Source organism: Erythrobacteraceae bacterium WH01K (assembly GCA_027941995.1).
Classification (GTDB): domain Bacteria; phylum Pseudomonadota; class Alphaproteobacteria; order Sphingomonadales; family Sphingomonadaceae; genus CAJXSN01.
Genome location: CP115966.1, coordinates 1,498,435 through 1,519,556 on the forward strand (window position 1 = coordinate 1,498,435; position 21,122 = coordinate 1,519,556).

At 59.4% G+C, this 21,122-nt stretch carries 20 protein-coding genes; 4 read left to right on the top strand and 16 right to left on the bottom strand.

The features are described 5' to 3' along the window. Positions 1 to 10 precede the first annotated feature (10 nt). Both traL and PF049_07435 read right to left on the bottom strand, forming a co-directional pair. Complete coding sequence (gene traL / locus PF049_07430) at positions 11 to 298, bottom strand: type IV conjugative transfer system protein TraL (GenBank protein WBY15451.1); 288 nt, start codon at positions 296 to 298, stop codon at positions 11 to 13. 26 nt (positions 299 to 324) lie between these two features. Then, positions 325 to 651 carry a hypothetical protein gene (locus PF049_07435; GenBank protein ID WBY15452.1) on the bottom strand — a complete coding sequence of 109 codons (327 nt, stop codon included), beginning with the start codon at positions 649 to 651 and terminating at the stop codon, positions 325 to 327. 432 nt (positions 652 to 1,083) lie between these two features. Here PF049_07435 and PF049_07440 point away from each other — a divergent pair, with 432 nt between their 5' ends. Further along, complete coding sequence (locus PF049_07440; GenBank protein WBY15453.1) at positions 1,084 to 1,476, top strand: hypothetical protein; 393 nt, start codon at positions 1,084 to 1,086, stop codon at positions 1,474 to 1,476. Position 1,477: 1 nt separating this feature from the next. Then, on the top strand, positions 1,478 to 1,744 hold the full coding sequence (locus tag PF049_07445) for an AlpA family transcriptional regulator (protein WBY17877.1): 267 nt from the start codon (positions 1,478 to 1,480) through the stop codon (positions 1,742 to 1,744). A gap of 47 nt (positions 1,745 to 1,791) precedes the next feature. Here PF049_07445 and PF049_07450 read toward each other — a convergent pair whose 3' ends face one another. Further along, positions 1,792 to 2,178, bottom strand: a complete 387-nt coding sequence (locus PF049_07450; GenBank protein ID WBY17878.1) for a helix-turn-helix domain-containing protein — start codon at positions 2,176 to 2,178, stop codon at positions 1,792 to 1,794. Between the two features lie 82 nt (positions 2,179 to 2,260). Here PF049_07450 and PF049_07455 point away from each other — a divergent pair, with 82 nt between their 5' ends. Both PF049_07455 and PF049_07460 read left to right on the top strand, forming a co-directional pair. Further along, positions 2,261 to 2,623 carry a DUF3703 domain-containing protein gene (locus PF049_07455; GenBank protein ID WBY15454.1) on the top strand — a complete coding sequence of 121 codons (363 nt, stop codon included), beginning with the start codon at positions 2,261 to 2,263 and terminating at the stop codon, positions 2,621 to 2,623. Positions 2,624 to 2,631: 8 nt separating this feature from the next. Next, positions 2,632 to 3,276, top strand: a complete 645-nt coding sequence (locus PF049_07460) for a class I SAM-dependent methyltransferase (GenBank protein ID WBY15455.1) — start codon at positions 2,632 to 2,634, stop codon at positions 3,274 to 3,276. A 98-nt stretch (positions 3,277 to 3,374) separates the two neighbouring features. Here PF049_07460 and PF049_07465 read toward each other — a convergent pair whose 3' ends face one another. The 13 genes from PF049_07465 to PF049_07525 form a co-directional block, all read right to left on the bottom strand. Continuing rightward, positions 3,375 to 4,031 carry a peroxiredoxin gene (locus PF049_07465; protein ID WBY15456.1) on the bottom strand — a complete coding sequence of 219 codons (657 nt, stop codon included), beginning with the start codon at positions 4,029 to 4,031 and terminating at the stop codon, positions 3,375 to 3,377. Positions 4,032 to 4,225: 194 nt separating this feature from the next. After that, entirely contained in the window at positions 4,226 to 6,460 is a 2,235-nt protein-coding gene (locus tag PF049_07470) for a TonB-dependent receptor (GenBank protein ID WBY15457.1), read from the bottom strand. Between the two features lie 201 nt (positions 6,461 to 6,661). After that, a complete protein-coding gene (locus tag PF049_07475; GenBank protein WBY15458.1) occupies positions 6,662 to 7,615 on the bottom strand; it encodes a cation diffusion facilitator family transporter in 954 nt (317 codons plus the stop codon). Continuing rightward, positions 7,615 to 8,481 (bottom strand): hypothetical protein, encoded by an 867-nt coding sequence (locus tag PF049_07480; protein WBY15459.1) that lies wholly within the window; start codon positions 8,479 to 8,481, stop codon positions 7,615 to 7,617. Before PF049_07480 ends, PF049_07475 begins: the two co-directional genes overlap by 1 nt. Further along, complete coding sequence (locus PF049_07485) at positions 8,478 to 9,107, bottom strand: cation transporter (GenBank protein WBY15460.1); 630 nt, start codon at positions 9,105 to 9,107, stop codon at positions 8,478 to 8,480. The genes PF049_07480 and PF049_07485 overlap by 4 nt, the downstream gene beginning before the upstream one ends. Continuing rightward, positions 9,104 to 11,599, bottom strand: a complete 2,496-nt coding sequence (locus tag PF049_07490) for a heavy metal translocating P-type ATPase (protein WBY15461.1) — start codon at positions 11,597 to 11,599, stop codon at positions 9,104 to 9,106. Before PF049_07490 ends, PF049_07485 begins: the two co-directional genes overlap by 4 nt. Before the next feature lie 116 nt (positions 11,600 to 11,715). Continuing rightward, positions 11,716 to 12,141 (bottom strand): hypothetical protein, encoded by a 426-nt coding sequence (locus PF049_07495; protein ID WBY15462.1) that lies wholly within the window; start codon positions 12,139 to 12,141, stop codon positions 11,716 to 11,718. 13 nt (positions 12,142 to 12,154) lie between these two features. Then, positions 12,155 to 15,418 carry a CusA/CzcA family heavy metal efflux RND transporter gene (locus PF049_07500; protein WBY17879.1) on the bottom strand — a complete coding sequence of 1,088 codons (3,264 nt, stop codon included), beginning with the start codon at positions 15,416 to 15,418 and terminating at the stop codon, positions 12,155 to 12,157. Positions 15,419 to 15,455: 37 nt separating this feature from the next. Next, complete coding sequence (locus PF049_07505) at positions 15,456 to 16,589, bottom strand: efflux RND transporter periplasmic adaptor subunit (protein ID WBY15463.1); 1,134 nt, start codon at positions 16,587 to 16,589, stop codon at positions 15,456 to 15,458. Between the two features lie 26 nt (positions 16,590 to 16,615). Further along, entirely contained in the window at positions 16,616 to 17,869 is a 1,254-nt protein-coding gene (locus PF049_07510; protein ID WBY15464.1) for a TolC family protein, read from the bottom strand. A gap of 64 nt (positions 17,870 to 17,933) precedes the next feature. Next, a complete protein-coding gene (locus tag PF049_07515) occupies positions 17,934 to 18,278 on the bottom strand; it encodes a hypothetical protein (GenBank protein ID WBY15465.1) in 345 nt (114 codons plus the stop codon). Positions 18,279 to 18,437: 159 nt separating this feature from the next. Continuing rightward, positions 18,438 to 20,369, bottom strand: a complete 1,932-nt coding sequence (locus PF049_07520) for a cytochrome c/FTR1 family iron permease (protein ID WBY15466.1) — start codon at positions 20,367 to 20,369, stop codon at positions 18,438 to 18,440. Then, on the bottom strand, positions 20,366 to 21,007 hold the full coding sequence (locus tag PF049_07525) for a cation transporter (protein WBY15467.1): 642 nt from the start codon (positions 21,005 to 21,007) through the stop codon (positions 20,366 to 20,368). The genes PF049_07520 and PF049_07525 overlap by 4 nt, the downstream gene beginning before the upstream one ends. Positions 21,008 to 21,122: the final 115 nt, after the last annotated feature.

Below are 21,122 nucleotides of genomic sequence, written 5' to 3' on the forward strand. Positions count from 1 at the left end.
GGGTCCTCCCTCAGCCTGCGAGCAGGCGGCAGTGGGAGGGCGGCGTGGCTTTCAGCCCGAGGAAGCTCCCCGGCAGATACCAGTAGGCAGCATGGACCAGTTTCGACCCTGCGCCTGATGCCTTCGCCTTTCGAAGGGCGAACCAGGTCATGACCGATAGGCCGGTGCCGATGATGATGTGCTGCGAAAGGATGCCCCACGCGAAGGGGACGAGCAGTCCCGCAAACTCGTCGATGGTCCAGAAGCCGATGAGCTCCGGGTCGTCGAGCCGCCGTGGAACGAGGTATCTGTCGGCCATGCCGCCCTCCCGTCGTTAGACCGCGATCAAATGGTTGCGGTCACGACCGAGGTGACGATCGGCACGCCTGTGCCGACGCCAATTCCGACACCGACCGGGACCGCGACCTGCCCAAGGGCGAAGCGGCCCGAGGCGAGCGCGATCAAACCGCCGGCAAGGCTGAGGACGGTGATGATCTTGCCGCCCGAACCTTCGAGGAAGTCAGTGAACTTCTGCAGCGCCGGATCAAAGGTCGTGTCGGCACCGGCATAGGCGGCACCGGCGCAGGCGACCGCAATCGCGGCCGGAAGAATATAGTCGCGGGCACGAATGCCTTTGACGGATGGGCGGGGAAGGGTGATTGCATTGTTCATCGAGGAACTCCGTTTCGAACATTGGCAGCGATGCGTTCGCTGTATGTTCTTTCCTCGATTGGAAGGCAGGGTGTAGGAAAACGGAAACTGCCGCACGCGGCATTCCGACCAAGAGAAATCGTCGATTCTGGGCAATCTGACCGGGCTTTGCGCGACCGGTGCAGACATTGCGGCCAAGAATACCGATCATTGCGCCACCCATACCGAAATCTGAGATCGAGGGACCGGACTCTGCGCGAATCAAATCGTGTGACGATGAGCCAGTTTCCTACGAGTTCCTTATTTGTTCTTTTTCCTTTCCTACAGTTTGACGCGTCGCCTAGCCTGTTGGTGATTCGCTAAAGATCACCGGAAGCAGGAACAATGGCGCGAAACACAAACGACAAATGGGGAGAACTATCGCGAGGAGTCGCCGCTTTCCTCGACCATGCCGTGGACGAAAGTGGCAAGTCCCGGCGGACGATTGCCGCACAGACGAATATCAACAAGGACGCGCTCCGACGCATCCTCGCCGGGACAAGGTCAGCCACACTGCTTGAGGCGCTGGCCATCCTTGACGCGAGCGGTCACGCGCCGCGCACCTCCCTGATGCTGGCACTCGCGGGGTACTCGCAGCGTAGCAAGGATTGGCAGAATAGCGGCGTGCTGGAATTTCTTGAAACCTTCATAAGCGAGTTGCCGTCTGCTTTGGATCAAGCGCTGGGCGAGAGGCTGCTCGATGTGAGACCGCGCTGGGCAAAGGGGACCGCTCACCGCACCGCCGGTCTCCTGTCGGATCACCTCGCGCAACTGGAGCGGCAGGATGAACAAAGCTTCGCTCTCTGAAATGACGACTGGTCTCGAAACGGACGCGGAAGCCGTTCCTGTCGAGCCAACGCCAGACCGGCTCATTCGTCTTCCCGAGGTCATGGCGCGCGTGGGCCTGCGCCGAACGGCAATCTATCAGCGGATGCGCGAAGGCCGTTTTCCAAAGTCGCGTTCGCTCGGTCCCCGTTGCACGGTTTGGGTCGAAGCCGAGATCGATGACTGGATCGGTTCTGTTGTCGAACGCACCGACGAGATATGTCAGAACACGCCCCGAATTTCGAGATGATCATGGTTTGCGTCCCGTCACCGCTCGAATAAACGCGCGCTGTCCCGCTAGCCGGAAAGCACTTCGATTATCCGGCATTCGCCAACCGCTCCGTGCTGGCAGTCGTCGACCATATGGCGCAGTTCGGTTCGCAGTTTTCGCAAGTCACCAAGCTTCCGATCCACTTCGCGTAGGTGGAGGCTGGCAATAGAGTCCACGGCTTCGCACGATTGCGATGGATCATCCGACAAAGAAAGCAATTGGCGCACCTCCGCCATGGTGAAGCCGAGGTCGCGTGCGCGGCGGATAAACCGCAATCTGGCCAATTCGGTCGGGCCATAGTCCCGGTAGTTTCCGGCGGTGCGTGGTGGTTCCTCCAGCAATCCGGTCCGTTCGTAGTAGCGGATCGTTTCGGCGGTCGTGCCGGTCTTCCGCGCCAGGGCACCAATCTTCATGGGTTTCTCGCAATGCTTGACCTTGTAGCCACTACAAGGTGCATAAGACGATTCGAAGATGCAAGCAGAACGGTAAAATCCTGTGGCAAAGAAGGACATTATTGAACTTATCGAAGCTGAGCGGCGCGTTTTCCGTGCCGCCAGGCAGTCTGGTGACCGGGCTTTGGCTTGGACCGCGCTCGAGCGGGAACATATTCTGGGCCAGGGCTTCTTCGGGCCGCACCTTCGTTCACATATGACGATGCTGGGCTATGCAGTTGAAACCCGCGATGGCCGCGAAGTTCTGGGGCAGGTCATACGTCTTGCGCTCGCTCCCCTTGGTAATCTCACCGGACGGCTCCCCTGGGGCAATACCGGACGCGCAAACGTGAGCGCATTCGCGCCAATGCCATACCCGGACGACCTCGCGGAGGTTTTCACCATCTCTTCGGACGAGGTTCGCTAGCACGCGCCATGGCAATTCTATCCAACGAACAGGTTGAACGTCTCTACGACAAGAACGCGGGAATCTATGACCGATTGGTGTCGGGGTTTCGGTGGGCCGGTCTTGGTCGCTGGCGACGCGATCTGGTTAACCGGCTTGAACTCAAGGCCGGTGACCATGTGATCGATCTATGTGCTGTCACCGGCGCAAACCTCGCGTTTCTGCTTGAGAGAGTAGGACCAAGCGGCAAGGTGACGCTGGTCGACCTTTCGCAAGGCATGCTCGACCAAGCCCGTCGACGAGCGAAGCGCCTGCGAGCTAGCAATGTCGAATTTGTGCAGTCAGACGTAGCCGCCTTCCGCTTTCCGAGCGAGACCAGCGCAGTCATCAGCACCTTTCGACTGGAAATGCCACCTGACTACGCCGCGATCATCGAGCGCGCCTCAGCTGCTCTCCCGACGGGTGGCCGGATGGCCCTGCTTGGCCTGAAGCACCCCGAGCGCTGGCCGCGATGGCTGATTGAAATCGGAATATTCGCTACGAAACCGTTCGGCGTCTCGCGCGAATACGAAGAATTCCGCCCGTGGCTACCAGCCCGCCGAGAGCTGAACGAACTCCATTTCCGCGAGTTTCTGGCAGGATGCGCTTACGAATTCGTCGGTGCCAAATCGTAATGCGGCAGAAGCCGCAGTTGCGTGACTGCTTTTGTCTAGCTTCATGCGGGTTCCCCTGTTGAGTTCGAGCCCAAATACACCACATCCGCTTGCGCTGGTCAGTCGATTTTAACCGTGCGCAGATAGGGGCGCAGCGTTGTGAAACCTTGCGGGAAGCGCGCTTTCGCTTCTTTATCGGAAACAGACGGTGGAATGATGACGTCATCCCCACTCTGCCAATTGACCGGGGTTGCCACGCCTTTACTTTCGGTGAGCTGGACTGAATCGAGCAATCGGAGCACTTCTTCGAAATTGCGTCCGCTGCTCATCGGATAGAGTAGCATCGCACGGATTTTTTTGTCCGGGCCAACGATATAGACGGCGCGAACGGTAGCATTGTCGGCTGCGGTTCTTTGCTCCGCACTGCCAGTCTCCTCGGCGGGCAACATATTGTAGAGTTTGGCCACCTTCAGGTCGCTGTCGCCGACCACCGGGTAATCGACTTTATTGCCGCTGACCGCCTCGATATCGGGTAGCCAGTCGCGATTGTCTTGGCTGCTGTCGACCGACAGGCCGAGAATCTTGGTGTCGCGTTTGGCAAATTCCTCGCCGAGACCGGCCATGTAACCCAGCTCGGTCGTACAAACCGGGGTAAATGCCTTTGGATGAGAAAACAGGATAGCCCAATTGTCGCCCATCCAATCATGGAAGGTGATGGTGCCTTGGGTCGTTTCCGCTGTGAAATCGGGAGCTGTCGAGCCAATGGAGAGGGTCATGTCAAAACTCCTATTTATTCTGGGGGAGGTGTCCGCCGTCCTCATATTTTGGCGGGTGTGTGGCCTGCGGCACGTCGAATGTCGGCGCAATCGATTGCGTGAGTCTCGACCTCACCTGCATTTAGTGAGGCGGAAATGCTCACTGGCGCTCCCGCCTCCTACAAGATTGCGCGATCATCGGCCGGCGTAGATACTCAGAAGCGCACGCTAGCGCCTGCTACGAAGCGCCGGGGAGCCCCCGGTCTCAAACCCGAAGGCCGACGCGCTACAGCATAAGCATTGTCGAACAGATTATCCACTCTGGCAAACAAAGAGAGACCTTCCGTCAGCGCAAACCGGCCGGCGAGATCAAAGACAATCCTTTCGTCAATACGCTCATCGGGCGAAATATCCCCGCTACCTGCTTCGGTGCGTACTTGCGATGTGTAATTGGCGCTCACGAGCAAGGATGCCGGTCCAAATGCGAGCCCCGTTTCGGCATAGAATTGGTGGCGAGCGATGTAGGGGAGTGCGTCGCCCTGGGACACGGAACCGAAGAACGCACTCTCGAAACTGCTTTCGAATTGCGCGTCGGTGAGCGTGTAAACCACCGAGAAGGGAATAGAAATTTCCCTACCCACTTGATGCTCCGTCGAAGCTGCCAGCTCCAACCCCTTCACGGAGACGGCCCCAGCATTGAACTGGTCGCCAATATCCCCGACGCTACACCCCACGGATTGTGTGCAGTTTCCGAGCAGATTGGAATAGTCGGAATAAAACGCAATCGCGGAAGCTTGAATGGCGCCATTCCGAAAACGCCCACCAAATTCATAGTTCCAGCTTTTCTCGGCTCGTGCCTCCGGATTTCCGGGCCCGGGGGGAGAAAAACCGCGCGAAGCGCCTGCAATCAACAGCACGTCTCCCAGTGCATAGGTTGCACCGAGTGCGGGAAGCCATTCGTCAACGTTGGTCTTGCGTATGCGCGCAGGTCCATCGAGACGAGCGGGGTCGGCTCGATCATAGTCCAGTCGAGTAAGGTCGATGCCTTCGTACCGAATGCCGGGTGTCAGAGTAAGCCCGCCGATCTCGATCCGGTTCTCCAGATAGAAAGCGATCGCCTTCGCCTTCGCCTCGCGATTGGCTTGAGCGCCCGGAGCCGTCTGCCGGACGAAAACGAGATCTCCATCCGTTTGCGTATAGAATTCCTCATTCTGCAACCGGTCTTCTTCATCCTCGTGATACCGGAGCGACGCAGCCAGGTTGTGCCTGACCTCGCCGGTCTCGAAAGGTCTTTCGAACGAAAGCTGGACGCCTTCGCTCCGATAGACGCGGTTGTTGTTGCGAATGCGAAGGGCACCTTCAGCGCTGTCTGCGCCTCGCAGGATTGCGAGGCCTCTCTCGTTTGAGGAGGGAGCATCGAAAACGGGTTGGATGGCATCAAAGCTGCCATCACCATCGAAATCGATGTCCTGTAGCTTCGACCAACTTCGTGTGAAATCGTTGCGATATAGGGTAACCGCGAACTGCGTGTCGTCGGGCAACCGGAGGGTGCCGGTGAGCCGATATTGATCGTGCTCGCCCGTGAAAACGTCGCGTTGGCTGGCCGAATAGCGCCGGTACGGATCGCTCGCGAAATCCGCGTCGGCGAGGCCCAAATAGGTTTCGTTCGCCTCAAGTTCGGATCGACCATAGGCGAACTCGAGGCGAGCATCGACCGGCGAATCTGGGTTGGTGTGGACGGCGAAGCGGGCGCGATAGTCCTGACGTTGAAAACCGGTCTCGGCGCCGGGAAGCCCATCTATCGTCTTGAACCCGTCACTGCCTTGCTGATAGCTTTCTACCATCGCCCCGAAATTGTCGGCACTAGCGCCAATCCAGCCATGACCCTGATAATAGCCGCGAGAACCAAGCTGGCCGGAAGCTTCGCCAGCCAGGCTCTCGGTCGGTATCGGAGTCGATCGGAAATTGATGGCCCCGCCGATCGTGCGAGGACCATAGCGTACCGAGCCCGCGCCCTTGATCACTTCGACTGCGTCCATTCGACCGATCGCGGGAAAGTAATACGCGGCCGGAGCGGCGTAGGGGGCAGGGGCAATGAGAACGCCATCTTCCATCAAGGTGATGTTGCTCGACCGTTCGACCGGCGCGCCGCGCAAGCCAATATTCGGGAATAGCCCGAAACCGTCCTCTTCCTGAATGTTGACCCCCGGCACCTGGCGCAGGACACGGTTGACGTCACCATGCTCGAATTCGCTCAGTTCCTCGCAATCGATTAGGTCCGCCGCACCGGCCACTTCATACGCATCGATGCGACCGCCAATCACGATAATCGATTCGCTTGGGTTTGCTATCCCGTCCTGCGATTGCCGCTCATCGGTCGGGTCTTTTTCATTGGCGTAAGCAGGGGCGGCCAGTGCAATTGCTATGAGCGAGGCGGTAGCGCGATACATGTGAAGAATCCTTTCGAGACATTTACCAGCCTACTACTGCTATTGAGACGTATTCGCAATAGCAGTAGTAGGCTTTTATGCCCATATTGGGTGAGGGCGGCTCGCGGTGCATCGGTTCTGGACTGCAATACCGTCCGCGACCGGCGCGCGATGAGGGCTCAGGGTCTGCGAACGGCCGGGCAGGAACAGGCCAGCGAAAGCTTAATCACCGACCGTGTTTTTCCCGTTGTTGGGTGCCGGGTGGGCAGGGATCAGCGCATCATCGCAGTCCGTAGCGAGGCAGGGCTCGAAAGTGACATGTGCGATGCCGAAATCCTTTTCCAGCATCGCCCGCGCGCGTCGCTTGACTCCCTCGAATGCTGTTTGGGAGTAATCAACAAGAGTGAGATGGGCTTCGAGCGCCCGGTGATGTTCTCCCAGATTCCAGACATGGACGTGGTGAATATCCTGCACGCCGCCAAGCGCGCGCAGGTTTTCAACCATCTGATCAAATTCCACCTCGTCCGGCACTGCTCCCATCAGCAGACGAACGGTTCGCGGTAGGAGCGTCGCGCCCTGCCAGATGACATAGGCCGCGATGATGAGAGTGATGATGAGATCGGCGACGACGAGATCGTATAGAATAATTAGCACTCCGGCGACGATCACACCGATCGAGGCCAGCGCGTCCGAAACGTTATGAAGGAAGGCAGCCTTCATGTTAATGCTGTCATGCGCGCCGCGATAGACAATGAATGCGGTGACGAGATCGATGACAAGTGCGATCCCGGCAACCCAGATCACGGTCCAGCCTTCGACCGGCTGCGGCGCGGCGAAACGGTTGATCGCCTCAACGATCAGATAGAATCCGATGATCAGCAAGGTCGTCAGATTGATGAGTGCGGCGACCACTTCTCCCTGGGCGTAGCCGAAGGTCATCAGCTTGTCCGCCGGACGCCGGCCTATGCGTCGCGCAAACCACGCAAGACCAAGAGAGGCCGCATCGCTGAAGTTGTGCAATGCATCCGCGATAAGCGCCAGTGACCCTGAAAGGATGCCGCCGACAATCTGGGCAAGGGTCAGGAGGACATTGATCGCGACCGCGAGGATCAGCTGACGATCGCTAAGGTTTTCCTCGCCGTGACTGTGGCCAGCTTGATCGTGCGAGTGCGCCATCACTTTTCTCCGCTATTTGCGATTTTGTTGCCGGCGGTATCCGGATGCTGAAGGATCGCATCGGAATTATCGATTGCTCCGATCGCGGCGTTAAATCCGACTGCAATCATTCCGAACATCGCAAGCCCGGAGATGAAGGCCGCGAGTGCTGCCAAATTCAAACCTCCCAGTCTGCCCGGGATTTGCAGCAAAAAATGAACCGACCAGACAAGAAAGTATCCTGCGAGTAGAATTGCCAACCGCGCGTCCGCTGTTTCGCTCATGCCGTGGAGAAGCCAAAACCCGGCTACCGCTGCGGCAACAAAGGCGAGTGACAGAAAAACATGGATCGCTAGACGATCCATGCGTTTCATCGCGCTGTCGCGAAATCCGGCTGTTGTCTTTCGCCCCACCAGGAAAAAGGTGATTCCAACCCCTAGTGTTGCTGCGAAACCGGCGAAGACAGACACGGCTGCTGCTGCACCCAGAGCGATGCCACCAAACCCCAGCGCAATACCGCCTTGAAGCGCAATGGTCATCTTCGGCCCGCGTCTTCCCACGGCGTCGGACAGGGTTCCAACTGAGTCGCGATGCGAAGCCCAGCCTCCGATCAGCACCGCCAGAAGATAGAGAGTCCCGCCAGCGGGGAGCAGGGCTGCGTCTATGAAGTCACCCCTTGCTTGTCCAACTGCAGGACCGGTCAAAACAAGCGCAAGTGCGGCAAGGGCGCCAGAGTGGACGGCCGCCGCGAACCCATTTTCGTTCGGGGTAGGCCCGTGCTTTTCTTCCCAGACAACGCCAGCACCCAGGCCGAGGCTTGCCAGCATCGCCAAGGTCAGGATCGCCGACAAATCCTCAGTTACAAATATCTCGTGGACGAGGCTCATTCCCGTGTTTCGCCATGAACCGTTCCCGCCTCGTCGTGCTTGTCACTGTGCGCGTCGCGCAGGATATCGATCCCGCCGTAAAGAGCTATGCCAGCCACAGCGATGCCGACCACAAGGTCCGGCCAGTTCGCGCCTGTGATCATAACGATGACGCCAGCGATGATAATCCCGCCGTTCGAAATGAAGTCATTGAAGCTGAATGTGGTGGCGGCCCGCATGTTGACGTCCTTGTTCTGCATCTTTTGCAACAGGCGAAGGCAATAGAGGTTCACTATGCCCGCGACGGCAGCCATCGCGATCATCAGGATGCCACCCGGCTCAGAACCTTCAACAAACCGCCTGACGGCATCAGCAATCACTCCGCCGGCAAAGATCAAAAGCATGACGCCAGAAAAGCGCGCTGCGCCTCGCTTCCAGGAGCGCGGTCGACTCAGCGCAAGGAGACTGAGAGCGTAGACAAGCGCGTCCGACGAATTGTCGAGCCCGTTGGCCAAGAGCGCGTTCGAGTCCGCAAAATAGGCAACGACAAAGAAACCAACCGCGATTGCGACGTTGAGCCACAATACGATCCACAATGTGCGTCGCTTGTCCGCCGAATCCAGATCGAAGTCATCGTTGCAGCTCATACTGGCTTCTCTGCTATGTCTTTTGTGCTGCCCTTCTCTTTATACGCCAGAAGGCGAAGCGCATTGGCGACCACGATTAGCGTTGATCCCTCGTGAACCGCGACAGCGGGGCCTATCCCGAGACCGAAAATGGTTGCCGGGATGAGCACGACAACAATTCCGAGACTGACGATCATGTTCTGCCGGATGATTGACCGGGTTTGTCGGCTCAGATCGACGGCGAAAGGCAGTCGGGCGAGATCATCGGCCATCAGCGCGACATCGGCTGTCTCCAATGCAACGTCCGAGCCGGCAGCCCCCATTGCTATTCCGACCGTTGCGTTCGCCATGGCCGGAGCGTCATTAACCCCGTCTCCGACCATCGCAACCTTGTCCTGGCCGGCAAGCTTGCGGATGGCCTTGACCTTGTCGTCGGGCATGAGATTGCCCCAGGCCTCGTCGAGGCCGACTTCCTTTCCAACCGCATCGGCCACTCTTTGGTCGTCGCCCGAGATCATGATCATTCGGGTGATCCCGAGGCCGCGCAACGCTTCGAGCGTCGCCTTTGCTGCCGCCCGCGGCGTGTCGAGCAAACCGATCGCTCCAAGATCGCGCGTTTCCGAGCGAACGCCCATCGTCGTCCGCCCGCGCTCGCGCATGGACTCGATAGCATCCGACAGTTCGGCACCGAGCTGAGGGACCCCGTCTTGCCCGAACATTTCGAGCTTTCCGATCCACACCCGCTCACCGCCGACAAGCGCGGTGATCCCCTTGCCTGTGAAGCTTTCAAGACTTGTAGCTTCGGGCAGTGCCTCATCGCCAAGCCGCTGCTTGCCGTCCCTAACAATCGCCTGTGCTAGGGGATGATCGCTCAGATTTTCAGCCGCCGAGGCAATCGCAAGCAGTTCGTTTTCAGATACACCCTGCGCGGGTTGGACATCGGTCATGCGGGGCTCGCCTTCGGTAAGAGTACCGGTCTTGTCGAACGCGATGGCCTTGAGCGCGCCGAGATCCTCGAGCGGCGCGCCGCCCTTTACCAGAATGCCGCTGCGTGCTGCTCTGGCTACTCCGGACAAGACCGCGCTCGGGGTCGCGATCGCCAAAGCGCAGGGGCTGGCAGCCACAAGCACCGCCATCGCCCGGTAAAAACTGTCGCGGAACGGCTCGTCGATGACAACCCAGGCGAAAAGGAGCAGGCCGGCCAAAGCGAGCACGGCAGGCACAAAAATTCGCTCAAAGCGCTGCGTGAAGCGCTGGGTAGGAGATTGCTGAGCCTCGGCTTCGCTCACCATTTGGACGACCTTGGCGAGGGTCGTGTCACTCGATCGCCGGGTCACTTCCACTTCGAGCGCGCCCGATCCGTTGATCGTCCCTGCGAAGACGCGATTGTCATCCGCAAGATTGTCAGGATTTGCGCGCGCAGAAGCGATATTCGAAACCGCGCTCTTGTCGACCGGCACGCTTTCCCCGGTCACCGGAGCCTGATTGATGGCACTGACGCCGTCCAAGATGAAGCCGTCAGCCGGAAGGCGTTCGTTCGGACGCACGATTACGACGTCGCCTAGCGCAAGCTCCTCGACCGGAACCTCAACGACGTCATCTCCACGTTTTACTCGTGCCGTTTCCGGCGCGAGCTCGGCGAGCGCCTCGATCGCCCTCTTGGCGCGGCCCATCGCGTAGTGTTCGAGCGCGTGGCCGAAACTGAACAGGAACAGCAATAGCGCGCCTTCGGCCCATTCCCCGAGAAAGGCGGCGCCCGCAGCGGCGACAAGCATGAGGCTGTCGATTTCAAACCGGCGCAGGCGCAAATTGTCCCACGCCTCTCGGACGGTAAAGAATCCGCCAAAGAAATACGCCGCGAGATAGCATGCGAATGGCAGCCATCCTGGATGCCCAGACCATAGCTTCTCAATCCCGAACCCGGTCGCGAGAAATACGCCCGAGGCGAGCGAGAAATAGAGTTCGGTGTTCGCGCCGAAAATGCCACCATGACTGTGCCCGGCACGATCTTCATCATCGTGATCATGGTCTTTGGAAGAGTGCTCGGCGTTCCTGGCGACATCGCCCGCCAGAACCGACACGCCGAGGTTCTTGAGCTCGCCAGCAATCCTAGGCTCATCGGTTAGCTGACGGTCGTACTCGGCGATGAACCTCCCGCTCGCATCAGCATTTGCTTCGAGGATACCGGGTTTGCTGGCCAGCAGGTCCGCGACCGTTTGGGCACGGCGGGTGGAATTGATGCCATCGGCTTGCCAGACAACGTGTCCGTAGCGTTCGGAGATTTCCGCTCCGGCCACATGGGCCAACTCCTTGATGCGGGCGACAGTCAGGCGATCGGCATCGTATGATATCGCTAGTCGGGCGGATGCATCTTTCTCGCCGGGCAATATCGTGACCTCGTGCACGCCGATCCGCGAGCTGAGCAAAGACTGCAAGCGCGCGATGCAATGATCGGTTTCGCTCGGGATGTCGGGAAGGAGCGGTGAGCCTTCGAGTTCGATGGTTCGCGTCATTGCCTATTGCTTCCCATTGGAAATTGACCGCTCCCGGTGCCGCAGACCCGTAAGCTTGCAGGTTCGCGAAACCCGAATAGGGACTAGCGAAGCCCGCATATTGCGTAACGAAAGCGTCAATGTGCGTCCTGACCTGCCGGCACTTTCAGCGAATTCGCTGGACAGCGGTGAAACGTGCGCGTGACACCGCGATAATTGCGGGTTGTCAGTTTTTCGGCGGTGCGCTCTTCGATGGTAAGATGACGAACCCGCATCGGCCGTTCATGACCTTCAAATGGCATGTGCGCGTGGGTGTAAGCGATGGCATCGCCCTCGTCTCGCCAAATTCCGACGGCGGCGGGGCCACCGTCCGGAAGCTGCACTTCGGCATAATAGCCATCTGCGAAAAACACCCAGGCCGGTCCGCTATCACAAGACCGCGTTTCACCAAGGCTCCAGACACCGGCGATCGGAACAAGCGTGCTCTGATCCTGCGCCGATGCTGGAACACTTGAAAGTATCAGGGCGCCGGCAAGAGTCACACTGAGCTGGCTACTAATCATTGATGCTCTCCATTCACGTAACCTCTTGCAGCTCTTGCCGTTCCTCGGGAGTGACGTTGCGGCGCAGGCGGTCCCACCAGCGTTGACGCCACGTCCGGTCATCCTTTCTGGTGGCGAAGACGAGCTTCAGGATCGCGGGAAGGACGAACAAGGTGAGCGCAGTGGCGGTGATCAGACCGCCAATGACCACCGTTGCCAGAGGCCGTTGAACCTCCGCTCCAGTGCCGGTCGCGATCGCCATGGGGACAAACCCGAGCGACGCGACCAGAGCCGTCATCAATACTGGACGCAAGCGCGCCAGTCCGCCTTCCACGATGGCCTCATCGAGCGCCATCCCCTTGTCCAGACGCTGGCGTATTGCAGTCACCATCACGAGACCGTTGAGGGTCGCCACGCCCGAGAGGGCGATGAACCCGACTGCCGCCGAAACCGAAAACGGCATTCCGCGCAGAGCCAGCGAGAAGATGCCGCCAGCGAGGGCGAGCGGGATCGCGCTGAAAACAGCCAGAGCGGGAACCCAGCCTCCGACTGCCATATAGAGCAACAGGAGAATAACCGCGAAAGCGATCGGGATAACGATCTGCAACCGTTCCTGCGCAGCCTGAAGGTTCTGGTACTGGCCGCCCCACTCGATGAAGGCTGCAGCGGGCAATTCGACCTGCGCCTCGACATTCGCCCTCGCTTCCTCAACGAAGGAGCCAAGATCGCGCTCGCGCACGTTGGAGGAAACGATCACCAGCCTGCGTCCCTGTTCACGGCGGACTTCGGCAAGGCCATCCACAACCCGGAATTCGGCGACCGAGCGCAGCGGTATGGTCGCTCCGTTCGGAAGCAGCACCGGCAATGCACCAAGCTGATCGAAATCATCGCGTGTCGCATCCGAAAGCCGAACGACGACCTCGAACCTTCGATCGCCTTCAAAGACCAGCCCGGCAGGCCGCCCGCCCAAAGCAATTGCGACGGATTGAGCGACGTCTTCGACCTTCAGCCCATATCGAGCGATCGTTGGACGATCGAAGGCAATATCAAGCGTTGGGAAACCGGTGACCTGCTGGACTTTAACATCCGCAGCTCCCTCGACCTCGCGCAAAATCCCGGCGACCTCGTTCGCTGCCGAGGTCATGGCGGTCAGGTCGTCGCCGTAGATCTTGACCGCGACATCGCCGCGCACGCCAGCGATCAGTTCGTTGAAGCGAAGTTCGATTGGTTGGCTGAACTCATAGAGATTGCCAACCAGGCCTCCCAGAGCACTCTCCATTTCTGCCACCAGATCATCTTTCGAAAGATCCGGGTCAGGCCATTCATCGCGCGGCTTCAGGATCACATACGCATCGGAGGCGTTGGGCGGCATCGGGTCGCTGGCCACTTCCGCAGTACCGGTACGTGAGAATACCAGCTGCACTTGCGGAAATTCCTCCAATCGATCTTCTACTCGCCGCTGCATCGCCAGAGACCGCTCGAGAGATGTGGAAGGGATTCGCAATGATTGCACCGCGATATCGCGCTCGTCGAGCTGCGGTGTAAACTCGCTGCCAAGGAAACTGAACACCAGAGCAGCAACGGCAAAAATGCCGGCACCGGCCCCGATCACCGGCCAAGGGCGGGCGATGGCTTTGCGGACAAGAGGCCCATAGCGTTCCTTGGCGATCCGGATCGGTTTGACTTCCTTCTCCGTCAGTTTTTTGTTCAGCAGGATCGCGATCATCGCCGGGACGAAAGTCAGCGAGAGTACGAATGCCGACGCGAGCGCCAGCATGACCGTGATGGCCATCGGCGAGAACGTCTTGCCCTCGACTCCGGTGAAGGTCAGCAACGGTGCGAACACCAGAAGGATAATCGCCTGACCATAGACAGTCGGCTTGATCATCTCCTGCGCGGCAAGCCGCGTTTCCGTCAGCCGTTCGCCAAGTGTCAGGAGCCGGCCCTCATGCTCCTGTCTGGCCGCAAGACGTGCCACACTATTCTCGACGATAATCACGGCCCCATCGACGATCAGACCGAAGTCAAGCGCGCCCAGACTCATCAGATTGCCTGACACTCCGAGCCGGTTCATGCCGATCGATGCCATCAGCATCGAAAAAGGGATAACCAGAGCGGCGATAATTGCGGCCCGTATGTTGCCGAGCAAAAGGAACAGGATGGCTATGACCAGCAGCGCACCCTCGACGAGATTCTTCTCGACGGTCGCGATCGTTGCATCGACGAGAGACGAACGATTGTAGACGATTTCGGCTACCACACCTTGTGGCAGGGAGGCGCGGACTTCGTCAAGCCTCTCAGCGGCCTGGGCTGAAACAGTGCGGCTGTTTTCTCCTGCCCGCATGAGGACGGTACCAACCACAGCCTCGTCGCCATTCAGCGATGCAGCCCCGGTTCTGAGATCACCGCCAATGCTGACCGTTGCGACATCTCCCACGCGAATGGGAACGCCTCCACGTGTAGATATGACTGCTTGCTCGATGTCCTGGACACTGCCGAGCCGTGCATCGACACGAGCCAGCAGGGCTTCTCCTGATCGCTCGACGAAATTCGCGCCTTCGGCAAGGTTGGCGGCTTCCAGCGCATCGATCACCTCATCGAATGAAAGCCCGTAGCCTGTCATGCGAGCAGGATCGGGCTGTACGAGATATTGCTTTCGGAAACCCCCGATGGAATCGACACCGGCGACGCCATCGACCGACCGCATGAGTGGAGCGACCACCCAGTCCTGAATGGTACGCAGATAAGCAGCCTTAGCGACATCGCTATCCAGCCTGTCACCGCGTTCGGTAACGAAGCTTCCGTCGGACTGCCAACCGACCGCATTGCCCTTCGGTGCTTCCTTGCCCCCCGGATGCTCGAACTCGATCGTATACATGAGCACTTCGCCCAGACCGGTCGAGATAGGTCCCATTACCGGTTCTGCTCCTTCGGGCAGCGAAGCGGTGATCGGCGTCAGGCGCTCATTGACCTGCTGCCGCGCGAAATAGATGTCAGTACCTTCTTCGAAGATTGCAGTAACCTGGCTGAACCCGTTGCGCGAAATCGAACGGGTCATTTCCAGACCATCGATCCCGGCGAGACCGGTTTCCACCGGATAGGTTACCTGCGTTTCGACCTGGGAGGGGGAAAGGGCGGGCGCTTCGGTATTGATCTGCACCTGAACGTTCGTAATGTCGGGTACGGCGTCAATGGGAAGCCGAAGAAGGTTCATCACGCCATAGATGGCGACACCGATCGTCAAAACGACCATGGCCCAGCGAAAACGCACGGCCATGTCGAGGATCATGCCGATCAGGCCGTGGCGGTGCGAGTGCTCCGTTTCCTGCATGCGATCAGTGTCCATGTTCGGCTTCCTCTTTTTCGAGTTCGGCTTTGAGCAGGAAGGCATTCTCGGTTGCGATCCGCCAGTTCGCTTCGAGACCGGATTCGATCACCACGCGGCCTGCGGAACGTGCGCCGGTCACCACCGGACGGGTCTGGAAGCCGCGGCGCGTGCGCACGAAAACCACTTCCTGGCCGTCGAGTGACTGCACCGCGCTTTCGGGCACCGACATGCGGCCCGTGTCGACCTCGCCCGAAGGTCGGATGCGCGCTTGCAGGAAGGCACCTGGTTGAAGACCGGGGATGGACCGCGTGAGCGAAAGGACTGCCGTCGCGCTGCGGCTCTCAGGATCGAGCGATGGCGTGACGGAGCGGACCCGCGCTCCGATCTCGCGGTTTTCTGCAAGTTCCAGCGTGGCTTCATCGCCTGGCTGAATACGGCTCGCTTCTGCAGAGGGGAGCGCGACTTCGATCTGCATCGCATTAGGATTCACGATTTGGTAGAGTTCCTCTCCCGCATCGACAAACGAACCAAGGACAATAGGCGCCGCCGTTACCCGTCCTGCAAGAGGGCTGGTAACCGCCAAAGACCGACCGTCGCCACTCACGCCCGCTGCCGCAACCGCTGCCTGCGCGCGGGACAGTTCTGACTGGGCGACCTGGAGATTGGCGCGCACCGCTTCGAGATCCTGCCGCGCCGTAACATTGGCTTCGAAAAGCCGGCGTTCGCGCTCATAGGCGGCTGACAATTCGTTGACGCGCGCGCGCGCCGCGCTCAATTGCGATGCCAAAGCTGCCGCTTCCGCACTTTCGATACGCGCAATGGTTTCACCCTGCCGGACGTAATCACCCAGCGTTTTTTGAACGCTCCGCACCACGCCCGCCGCTCGCGCATCGATCCGCGCGCTGCCTGTGGGGCTAGCGGCGATTGTGGCTGGGAACACTAGCTCTACCGCCGAGCCCTCACCAACGGTCTCGACCATGATTTCGGAGCTTCGAATCTCCTCTTCGCCGAGTAGGACCAGTCCTTCCGGGAGATCGCTTTCTTCGGTTTCCTCTTCGCTGTGCGGTTCTGCGCCGTTGTCCGGCCACAGCATTACAGCAGCCGCAAAAACAAGAATGATCAGGCCGATCAGTACGGCCAAACGCTTACGGTTCATGGGTATTTTCCTCATTGGGCGCCAAGCCAGATCAACTGCGCCGCCAGGCGACCGCGATCTTCCTGGGCTTGGATCAAGGCTTCTCGGATTGCATCGCGGGCTTCGGCCGCAGCCAGAACCTCGATCAGCGGGAACCTGCCGTTGCGATACCCAATCCGGACGAGGCGCAAGGCTTCTTCCGCTTGAGGCAGGGAGGTTTGGGACAGAGTCTCTACACGAGCCTCGGCGGCGAGAAAGCGGCCGCGCGCCTGGGTTACTTCGAGTTCGAAATCCGCGCGGGCGACAGCCTCGCGTGCGGAGGCCGCGCGGAAGCGGGCCTCGGCAGCGGCGATGTTACCCTGATTGCGATTGCGGAAAGGAAGGGGAATCGAGACGCCCACTAGGAAGGCCTGATCCCTGCTTTCCTCGAACCGCCTGACACCGGCGGAGATGGCCGGATCGGGAACACCCAAAGAGCGCTCCCTGTCGATCGCAGCGTCCGCCGCCTCGCGTTCGGCACGCGCGACTTGGAGACGCAAAGCAGAAGGCGATGCAAGAAGCATCGCAGGAGGTTCGATCCCGGGAAACGCCGATGGCACGTCCGGGGGAGGGGACGTTTCACCCCAGAGCGCCACCAACGCGCTCCGCGCCGCTATCTCTGAAGCTCGCGCGGCTTCAAACTCCGCCTCGGCTTCAGCAAGGGCCGCTTCTGCACGAAGCGAGCGCAGCGGCGGCTCGCGGCCAACTTCGACAAGCAGGCCAGCTATACGCGCGAGTTCGCGATTGCGTTCGACTACGTCGCGGGCAAGTTCCAGTCGCGCAGCTGAAGCGACCGCCTCGATGTAGCGTTCGCGCACCATGCGACTCAGCTCAGCGACCGACAATTCTCCAGAAAGCATTGCCACGCGCGCCTCGGCCTCGGCCGAGCGAATGCGTGCGCCCCGCTTGCCGCCTAGCTCGAGGCGCTGACTCAAAGACAGCGTATATTCGGTTGCTTGCAGCCCTGAAAAGGCACCGCTTCCTGCGATGTTCTCCGCTTCAAAGGCAAGCTCAGGATTTGGCCGAAGCCGTGCCTGATCGATAAGCGCGCGTGCCGCGTCCGTTTCGGCCTGCGGCCCGATCAAACGCGGATTGTCTGATTGCACCTGCGCGCTTTCGTCCACACCCGCACGCGCGAGAGCTTCGTCGAGCGTCAACACCGCGCGTTCTTGTGCACGCACCGCACCGGGCAGTACTGCGAGGCTCAGCCCTGCAAAAAGGGCGCCTCGCCAAATAATGGCAAACATGAATTGATTTTTCCTCTACTGACATGCCGAATGCGCGCCGACATTGCGGCGGCAATACTGGACGTCAGATTCGAGGAGGGGGCGTCAAAATCGCTTGCTGGACTGCAGTCAGGCCGACGGGTTCGAAGAAATGCTGTGCACCGGATGAACGCTCACCGGCCCCGATATCCGCATTGCCTGCAAATTGGACTCCATGATGGCAATGGCCGTGGGCGCAGATGCCATGCTGCTCATTCGGGCTGTCCGGCAAGTCTTGACCAGTCTCGCTACTTGCAGCTTCGACACTTGTAAGTTCGCCAATTTCAGGCCCGCATACCGCCGCGTCCACGCTTACGCTGAACACCAGGCCGAAGAGAATCAGCATGGCGAAAAACGGCTTCAAGGCAAGAAGGGGCATACGGAGGGTCATGACACTTTGGCCCCGCTAGCAGGACCAATCACATGGCACAAGTCGATATTCTCTTCGAATTCCGAAGCCGTCGCGCAGCTCAATGCATAAGAACGAACAAATGCGCTATTCATGTACCGACCTGGGTCGACACAAACGCCGTAATAGAAAGATATAATATCACACTGCATCGCGTGACCGGTCATTGTTTGATGCTCGGGTGTGATTAATCCAGAAACCAAGTAAAAGTACGGATGCCATTGCAAGTTGAGCGCCAATCACTTGGAACGTCGGATAAACTCCAAGCATACTTAGTCGCGGACCGCCGGCTATCGGCGCAATTCCGATCACACCCGCTTCCTGCAAGCCCGCGATCCCTTTGCCAATCAGGACAATCGCAAGCAGGGCGATGAGCACCGAACTGTAGGCAAAGAACTTTCCGATCGGCAGCGTCCGGCTGTAGCGCAGCAGCAGCCAGGCGATGACGACAAGGAGCAAACCGGCCGTGGCAGCGCCCGCCAGCAGATAGCCCGTACTTCCCTGAGCGGACAGCGCAGCGTAAAAGAGGATGGTTTCGAAGACCTCTCTATAGACGACAAGGAATACGATCCCGAACAGGAACCAGAGCGATCCGCGCGAAAGCGCCTTGCCAAGCTTGTCGCGGATATAGCGCTGCCAATTGTCTGCCTGTGATTTTCCGTGCATCCAGACGCCAACCGACAGAAGGACCAGCGCTGCAATCAGCGAACCGAATGCCTCGATCGATTCCCGGCCGGCACCGCTGATGTCGAGAAGATAGGTCGCCGCAAGCCAAGTAAGCGCGCCTGCCACCAGCGCACCGGTCCACCCGCCATGAACAAATCGCAATGCCCGATCCTGTCCCGCCTTCCTCACGAAAGCGATCATGGCGATCACGATCAGCAATGCCTCCAGACCCTCGCGGAGGAGGATCGCGAAAGATGCCACGAAGGTTGACCAGCCCGTCGCAGATTCCGGCGCAAGGACATTTTCAGCCTGTACGAGCAAACCCTCGATGGCCCGGATCCGTTCGCTTATCGCAGAGGTCGGCAGATCTGCGTCGATGGCTGCACGCAAGTCCATCATCCCGCTCTCGATACGCACCAGAAGATCCGGATTGCGTGTCGCCAATATCGGTTCGACGGGTTCGAACCCGTCCAAATATGCCGACAGTGCGAGCTCCTTGGCCCGGGAAATATTCCCGTTCGCGTGGGCGCGTTCAGCTTCTGCGAGCCGGGTACGTGTGATGCCAAGAGGCCCCGCTACATCGGCGATCGCCGACGGGTTGGCCCGAAGATAGGCCATGAGCGCGTCCGCGCGCACTTGCCCGATCTCTCCTGCCAGTTCGTCCGGCGTGATCTTCGTGAGAGCGGCAAGATCGGGAAAGCGTTTGCGTAGTTCGGAATCTGACTTCCATAGACGCGCCCCTTCGTCGACCGCCTCAAAGGCGACGGATCCCGAATAGAAGGCCAGGGCCCAACGATCGTCGGAGGAGAGCTGCGAGAAACCGGGCATGGCGGTGCCATCGATCCCTTGGTCGATAACCTGATAGAGACCCATAATGCTGCGCTGACGCGCGCGATCGACGTCGGTAAATGCGATCGGCGGTGGATCAAGGCCCGCAGACGCCGGCCCGCGACCGTTTCCTGACACCCCGTGGCAACTGGCACAAGTCTCCTGGTACAGCAGTCTTCCGCGCTCAAGATCGGGCGCCCTCGAAGGCGAGAGCGTGATCGGATAGATGGCTAGGAGATCCGCAGCGAGCTTTCTGGCTGCCGTGGCAACTTGATCAACGGGGGCCATCGAGAGGATATCGGCTTCAAGTTGCTTCGCGTTTGCCTCTAGCCGAACGCGACCGGGGCGTTCAGGCAATTCCGCAATACCCGATCGTACCGTACCGGCGAATTCGACCATTTCCTCATATTCGACTTCGTTGACGACTTCGCCGTCCTCGACGGCAGCTGCATAATCTACCGCCATGTAATCGAGCAGGCGCCAGATCGTGTTGGGTTCTGCCGCCAACGCTTGCGCGCTGCCGAACGACAACAGAAGGGCCAGGCAAATGCCGGACAGGCGCGCCAAATATTTCATCATGCAATCTGCTGCGTTTTCATATCGCTGCGCGCATGGCGGATAATTTCGAGAGCCGAATGGAGGAACAAAAACGCAATCGCAGCGGCCACGATGATATCAGGCCATGCGCTTCCCAACCAATAAACCAAACCGGCTGCGACGATGACCGCGACATTGGCCAGGGCATCGTTGCGTGAAAATAGCCATATCGCGCGCGCTTGAGCATCGCCTCCTTTGCGAAAGCGAGCGAGCACAAAAACGGCGGCAAGGTTGATAAGCAGGGCGACAAAACCCACCCAGCCCATGATGCCGGCTTCCGGCTGCACCATATCGAACATGCGCCAGATCGCCGCGCCGATCACACTCACACCAAGCGCCGCCAGAAACAAACCTTGCGCGAGCGCCACCCGAGCACGCGTCGATGCCGTCCATCCGAGCGCAAGCAGTCCGATGAAGGTGATCGAGCCATCGCCAAGGAAATCCAGCGCGTCGGCTTTGAGCGCCTGGCTCGCGGCTAAAAACCCGGCGGCCAGCTCGATCATGCCGAAACCGACATTGAGGATAATCACGATCCAAAGCGCGCGGCGGTATTGCGGATCGTCAACCGCCCTCTCGGGGTCGCCGGTGCAACCACAGTCTTCCGAATCATCTAAACTCATGATTTTTGAGCTTTACAATCTCCAGTTACTGGAGGATCAAGGACTTTCTGCGCACCTTTCGCAGAAAGTCTGACGGCCGATGTGCGATTGCGTCGCGGAGACACACACCCTGCGA